Here is a 6000-nt window from a genome sequence, read left to right on the forward strand (position 1 = left end):
CAGGTCACCGCCGTCGCCGGACGGATCCGCGGAGGCGGGACCCGCCGGTACCGTGAGGACATGAGTCACGGTCCCCCGTCCGGTCTCGCCGCGGTGAGCACCGCGCTGCTGGCCATGAGTAGGCACCTCGAGGTGCGCGACGTCCTCAAGACGATCGTCGCCTCGGCGCGTGAGCTGCTCGCCGCGCAGTACGCCGCGCTCGGAGTCCCCGACGACCACGGCGGCTTCGCCCAGTTCGTGGTCGACGGCGTCAGCGACGGACAGTGGAAGGCCATCGGCCCCCTTCCGCGCCAGCACGGCATCCTCGCCGCGATGCTCCGCGAGGACAGGCCCCAGCGCCTCGCCGATGTGCGCAAGGACCCCCGCTTCGAGGGATGGCCCAGCGCCCACCCCGACCTGGTCGACTTCCTGGGCCTGCCCATCCGCGACGGCGACGAGGTCATCGGCGCCCTCTTCCTCGCCAACAAGCTGAGGCCTGTGGGGGGACACCCGCCACAGGCCTCGGGCGGTCCCGAGCCGGATGGCGTCTGCGGATTCACCCAGGACGACGAGGACGTCCTCGGCATCCTGGCCCAGCACGCCGCGATCGCCCTCACCAACGCCCGGCTCTACGAGCGCAGCCGCGAACTGACCATCGCAGAGGAGCGCTCCCGTCTCGCCCACGAGCTCCACGACGCCGTCAGCCAGAAACTGTTCTCCCTGCGTCTCACCGCCCAGGCGGCCGCCCGCCTCGTGGACCGCGACCCGTCCCGGGCCAAGGGAGAGCTCCAGCAGGTCGCCGCACTCGCGGCCGAGGCCGCCGAGGAGCTGCGCGCCGCGGTCGTCGAGTTGCGCCCCGCCGCCCTCGACGAGGACGGCCTCGTCGCCACCCTCCGCACCCAGGTCCAGGTTCTCGACCGCGCGCACAGCGCGCGCGTGACCTTCACCGGCCACGGTGTGCGCGCCCTGCCCGCCACCCAGGAGGAAGCGGTGCTGCGCGTGGCCCAGGAGGCGCTGCACAACGCGCTGCGGCACGCGGAGGCCGGCCAGGTCGACGTCACTTTGGAACGCAGGGGCAACGGCGCCGTCCTGCGGGTCGCCGACGACGGCAAGGGCTTCGACCCGGGGATCATCCGCCGCGCGGGACGCCATCTCGGCCTGGTCTCCATGCGCGACCGGGCGAACGGGGTCGGCGGCAGCCTGACCGTGGAATCGGCGCCCGGCAAGGGCGCCACGATCGAGATGGAGGTTCCCGGTGGCTGACGCGATCAGGGTGCTGGTGGTCGACGACCACCAGGTGGTCCGCCGGGGCCTGCGCACCTTCCTGGAGGTGCAGGACGACATCGAGGTCGTCGGCGAGGCCGCGGACGGCGCCGAAGGAGTTGCCCTCGCCGACGAACTGCGGCCCGACGTGATCCTGATGGACGTCAAGATGCCGGGCATGGACGGCGTGGACGCCCTGCGCCGGCTCCGCGAACTGGACCACCCCGCGCGCGTGCTGATCGTCACCAGCTTCACCGAGCAGCGCACCGTGGTCCCGGCCCTGCGCGCGGGCGCCGCCGGATACGTGTACAAGGACATCGACCCCGACGCGCTCGCCGGTGCCATCCGCTCCGTGCACGCCGGGCACGTCCTCCTCCAGGCCGAGGTCGCCGGTGCCCTGCTGGCCCAGGAGGAGACCCACTCCGGTCAGGGCCGCGCCGGTTCGCTCACGGAGCGGGAACGCGAGGTGCTCGGCCTCATAGCGGACGGACGCTCCAACCGGGAGATCGCCCGCGCCCTTGTGCTCTCCGAGAAGACCGTGAAGACACACGTCTCGAACATCCTGATGAAACTCGACCTGTCGGACCGCACCCAGGCCGCCCTGTGGGCCGTACGCCACGGGCTGAGCACCTGAGCCTCGGGTGCTTCCGGACGCCCGAGTCCCGCCCGGCTGCCTGGCGGCCGGGCGCATGACGTCCGGGGCCGTGACGTCCAGCGCCGTGACGTCCGGGGCCGGGCGGATGGTTCCCCTCCGGTCCGAGATTCATACCGTCGTGGGAATGTCACCCAAATGGCGCATCCTTCTTCGGCCCCCGCCGTTGTCCCGTACGTACCGCGGCGCCTGCCGCGGCGACCGCGAGGAGGGCTCGGAAAGTGAAGAACCTGAAGAAGGCAGCGGCCGTGACGATGATGGCCGGCGGACTGCTCGCCGCCGGTACGGGCATGGCCTCCGCCACCGACGGCGCCTACGCCGACGGCACGGCCGTGGGCTCCCCGGGCGTCGTCTCGGGCAACGTCATCCAGGTCCCGGTCGACGTCCCGGTCAACGTGTCCGGTAACAGTGTCAACGTGATCGGCCTGCTGAACCCCGCCTTCGGCAACGTGGCGGTCAACGGCTGACGCCTGTCACCGAACCGGTGACGACCCCGGCCTCCCGGCCCCACCCGGGAGGCCGGTCGGCGTTGTCGTCGCTGTCCGGGGCACCGGGGTCATCCGGGGCACCGGGGTCATAAGGATCGTTCCCCCGGCCACCGACGAACCGGCACTCACCCGACGCCCCGCTCCCGCTCCTCCACCACGGAGTTGTACGCCGCGACCTGCGCCCGCCGGGCCGTCCGCTCCACCGGGCGCAGAGCCTCCCCGCGGGCTGCCATCTCCGACGCGCTCACCGCACCCCCGTGCCCGTTCGTACGGGCCAGCGAGACCAACGCCGCGACCCGCTGCGCCAGCTCCAGCACCCGCACCGCCCGCGGCGGATATCCCGGCGCCAGCACCTGACGCCCCGGCTCCACCCGCGCCCGGTAGGCGTCGATCGCCGCCTCGGCCACCGGCCCCGACCCGGCCACGTCCAGCCGCGTCAGGACTTCGGTCGCCTCCCGCAGCGCCTCCGCCAGCTCCCGCTCCGCCTCGCCGAGCGAGGGCACATCGGCGGGCGGCGCCTCCCGTACCGGCAGGCAGTGCCAGACGACCTCCACATGCACATCACCCTCGGGTCCAGCCTCCCGCACCCGAGGCACCAACCCCAAGGGGACCCCGTGACCGACCACCGCCTCCCCGGCCTCCAGCGCCCGCGCGTTGAACTCCGGCGGCCCGCTCAGCCCCAGCGGATGCCCCGGCGTGGGCAGCGCGATCCGCAGCCCGGTCACCCCGAGCGCCCGCAGCCGGCCCAGCGCCAGTGTGAGGCCCACCGGCGCGGACTCACCCGGCAACCCCTCCACCCGGTGCACCGCGTCGCCACCGACGATGGCGAGCACGGCGTCGTCCGGAGAGGCAAAACCGGCAACAAGGGCATTTCCCCATGAGGTGAGACGTCCTGAACGTGGTTCCGAGAGCATGCCCCCACCCTAAGGACCGGACCGATGGGATGTCCGGGCCAACCGGTGGCGTAGATTTCATGAAGGGCTGCGCCCACGGGCGCGGCGGACCGACCACAGGCGTACGACACAGCCGAGACCCGGCCACACTGCAAGGGGAGACAACGCGCTCATGAGCGATGTTCTGGAGCTTCAGGACGTATCCGTGGTCCGCGAGGGCCGGGCTCTGGTGGACCAGGTCTCCTGGTCGGTCAAGGAGGGCGAGCGCTGGGTCATCCTCGGCCCCAACGGCGCCGGCAAGACCACTCTCCTCAATATCGCCTCCAGCTACCTGTTCCCCAGCAACGGCACCGCCACCGTCCTCGGCGAGACCCTCGGCACCCCCGGCACCGACGTCTTCGAACTGCGCCCGCGCATCGGCATCGCCGGGAACGGCATGGCCGACAAGCTCCCCAAGAGCCAGACAGTCCTGCAGACCGTACTGACCGCCGCCTACGGCATGACCGCCGGCTGGCAGGAGGAGTACGAGGAGGTCGACGAACAGCGCGCCCGCGCCTTCCTCGACCGTCTGGGCATGTCCGAGTTCGTGGACCGCACCTTCGGCACCCTCTCCGAGGGCGAGCGCAAGCGCACCCTCATCGCCCGCGCGCTGATGACCGACCCCGAGCTGCTGCTCCTCGACGAGCCCGCCGCCGGCCTCGACCTCGGAGGCCGCGAGGACCTCGTACGCCGCCTCGGCCGCCTCGCCCGCGACCCGATCGCCCCCTCCATGGTCATGGTCACGCACCACGTCGAGGAGATCGCCCCCGGCTTCACCCACGTGCTGATGATCCGCCAGGGCAAGGTCCTCGCCGCCGGCCCGCTGGAACTCGAGCTCACCTCCCGCAACCTCTCCCTCTGCTTCGGTCTCCCGCTGCTCGTGGAGCAGGTCGGCGACCGCTGGACCGCACAGGGCCTCCCGATGGCCTGAGGCCGGCGGCCCGAACCCGGCCCTGCCCGGGGAGGATTCAGGGAGCAGGTCCAAAGGTCCCGGGACGCACCGAGACAGGTCCGCCCTCAAGAACCGGGCCAAGAAGGCCCGTTCACACCCCGGGCGCTCTGTCGGTGACCGGGTGCGCGGTCCTACCATGACCATGTGGACATCGATGCATGGCTCTGGTGGCTGATCGGCGCGGCGGTACTCGGCATCGCGCTGGTGATCACCGTGATGCCCGAACTCGGCATGCTCGCGGTGGGCGCCGTCGCCGCCGCGGTGGTCTCCGGAATCTTCGGTGGCGGCGCCGTGGTCCAGGTCGTGGTCTTCGCCGTCGTCTCGACCGCTCTCATCGCCGTCGTGCGGCCCATCGCGAAGCGACAACGCGCACAACGCCCCCAACACGCCACCGGCGTGGACGCCTTGAAGGGCAAACAGGCGGTCGTACTGGAGCGGGTGGACGGCTCCGGGGGCCGGATCAAACTGGCCGGCGAGGTCTGGTCGGCACGCTCCCTCGACTCCGGCCGTGCCTTCGAAGTCGGCCAGGAAGTGGACGTCGTGGAGATCGAGGGAGCCACGGCGATCGTCATGTGACTGCACGACCTGCGCGATCGACCTCGTACGACGTGCTCCCACGGGACAACAACTAGGCCGAACAGCCAACGAGTTGTACGACGGTCTGGCAGACTCGACCAGCAAGATCTTCAACAGGCATAGGGTCTTTTGAGGCGCCGAGGCGAAGAAGGGTACGGGGAACCGACGATGGAACCGGTCATCATCGTTCTGATCATCCTGGTGGTGTTGGTCTTCATCGCCCTGATCAAGACGATCCAAGTCATCCCGCAGGCAAGCGCGGCCATCGTCGAGCGCTTCGGCCGCTACACACGCACACTCAACGCGGGCCTCAACATCGTCGTCCCGTTCATCGACACCATTCGCAACCGGATCGACCTGCGCGAACAGGTCGTCCCGTTCCCGCCGCAGCCGGTGATCACCCAGGACAACCTGGTCGTCAACATCGACACGGTCATCTACTACCAGGTGACCGACGCGCGGGCCGCCACCTACGAGGTCGCCAGCTACATCCAGGCGATCGAGCAGCTCACCGTCACCACCCTGCGCAACATCATCGGTGGCATGGACCTCGAGCGCACCCTGACCTCCCGCGAGGAGATCAACGCGGCCCTGCGCGGCGTCCTCGACGAAGCCACCGGCAAGTGGGGCATCCGCGTCAACCGCGTCGAGCTCAAGGCGATCGAGCCGCCCACCTCCATCCAGGACTCGATGGAGAAGCAGATGCGCGCCGACCGTGACAAGCGTGCGGCGATCCTCCAGGCCGAAGGTGTCCGGCAGTCCGAGATCCTGCGCGCCGAGGGCGAGAAGCAGTCCCAGATCCTGCGGGCCGAGGGTGAGGCCAAGGCAGCGGCCCTCAGGGCCGAGGGCGAGGCCCAGGCCGTCCGGACGGTCTTCGAGGCGATCCACGCGGGCGACCCCGACCAGAAGCTGCTCTCCTACCAGTACCTCCAGATGCTTCCGAAGCTCGCTGAGGGCGACGCCAACAAGCTCTGGATCGTCCCCAGCGAGATCGGCGACGCGCTCAAGGGCCTGTCCGGCGCCATGGGCAACTTCGGTGGCTTCGGCGGCGGCCAGGGCGGTGGCAACGGCAACTCGGGCGCCACCACGGAGCGCCGGGAGAAGCCCTCCATCGACTGACCGGACGACCGGCAGAACACGACCGGCAGTATGGCGGGG

7 protein-coding genes are annotated in these 6000 nt (G+C 70.7%); 6 read left to right on the plus strand and 1 reads right to left on the minus strand.

Annotation, left to right across the window (positions count from 1 at the left end; all coding sequences use genetic code 11):
• Positions 1–60: 60 nt before the first annotated feature.
• The 3 genes from ACFPZI_RS13860 to ACFPZI_RS13870 all read left to right on the plus strand — a co-directional run bounded on the left by ACFPZI_RS13860 (position 61) and on the right by ACFPZI_RS13870 (position 2361).
• Positions 61–1242, plus strand: coding sequence for a GAF domain-containing sensor histidine kinase (locus tag ACFPZI_RS13860; RefSeq protein WP_381362888.1), 1182 nt, complete (start codon positions 61–63; stop codon positions 1240–1242).
• Positions 1235–1876, plus strand: coding sequence for a response regulator (locus ACFPZI_RS13865; RefSeq protein ID WP_381362891.1), 642 nt, complete (start codon positions 1235–1237; stop codon positions 1874–1876). The genes ACFPZI_RS13860 and ACFPZI_RS13865 overlap by 8 nt, the downstream gene beginning before the upstream one ends.
• A 239-nt stretch (positions 1877–2115) precedes the next feature.
• Positions 2116–2361: a chaplin gene (locus tag ACFPZI_RS13870; RefSeq protein ID WP_381362894.1), complete on the plus strand. Its 246-nt coding sequence runs from the start codon at positions 2116–2118 to the stop codon at positions 2359–2361.
• 146 nt (positions 2362–2507) lie between these two features.
• Here ACFPZI_RS13870 and ACFPZI_RS13875 read toward each other — a convergent pair whose 3' ends face one another.
• Positions 2508–3296, minus strand: a complete 789-nt coding sequence (locus ACFPZI_RS13875) for a hypothetical protein (protein ID WP_381362897.1) — start codon at positions 3294–3296, stop codon at positions 2508–2510.
• Positions 3297–3447: 151 nt separating this feature from the next.
• On the opposite strand from ACFPZI_RS13875, the gene ACFPZI_RS13880 reads away from it, so the two are divergent.
• From ACFPZI_RS13880 to ACFPZI_RS13890, 3 genes are all read left to right on the plus strand, one after another.
• Positions 3448–4245: an ABC transporter ATP-binding protein gene (locus tag ACFPZI_RS13880; RefSeq protein ID WP_381362900.1), complete on the plus strand. Its 798-nt coding sequence runs from the start codon at positions 3448–3450 to the stop codon at positions 4243–4245.
• 165 nt (positions 4246–4410) lie between these two features.
• On the plus strand, positions 4411–4842 hold the full coding sequence (locus tag ACFPZI_RS13885) for an NfeD family protein (RefSeq protein ID WP_381362901.1): 432 nt from the start codon (positions 4411–4413) through the stop codon (positions 4840–4842).
• Positions 4843–5010: 168 nt separating this feature from the next.
• Positions 5011–5961: an SPFH domain-containing protein gene (locus tag ACFPZI_RS13890; RefSeq protein WP_381362903.1), complete on the plus strand. Its 951-nt coding sequence runs from the start codon at positions 5011–5013 to the stop codon at positions 5959–5961.
• The last annotated feature ends 39 nt before the right edge of the window (positions 5962–6000 follow it).

It is taken from the genome of Streptomyces chlorus (assembly GCF_042655885.1).
Classification (GTDB): Bacteria; Actinomycetota; Actinomycetes; order Streptomycetales; family Streptomycetaceae; genus Streptomyces; species Streptomyces chlorus.

Excerpts from the sequence above, each read along its gene's own strand:
- ACFPZI_RS13860 (WP_381362888.1), top strand. The coding sequence starts at position 61 with ATGAGTCACGGTCCCCCGTCCGGTCTCGCCGCGGTGAGCACCGCGCTG.
- ACFPZI_RS13875 (WP_381362897.1), bottom strand. The coding sequence starts at position 3,296 with ATGCTCTCGGAACCACGTTCAGGACGTCTCACCTCATGGGGAAATGCC.
- ACFPZI_RS13880 (WP_381362900.1), top strand. The coding sequence starts at position 3,448 with ATGAGCGATGTTCTGGAGCTTCAGGACGTATCCGTGGTCCGCGAGGGC.
- ACFPZI_RS13890 (WP_381362903.1), top strand. The coding sequence starts at position 5,011 with ATGGAACCGGTCATCATCGTTCTGATCATCCTGGTGGTGTTGGTCTTC.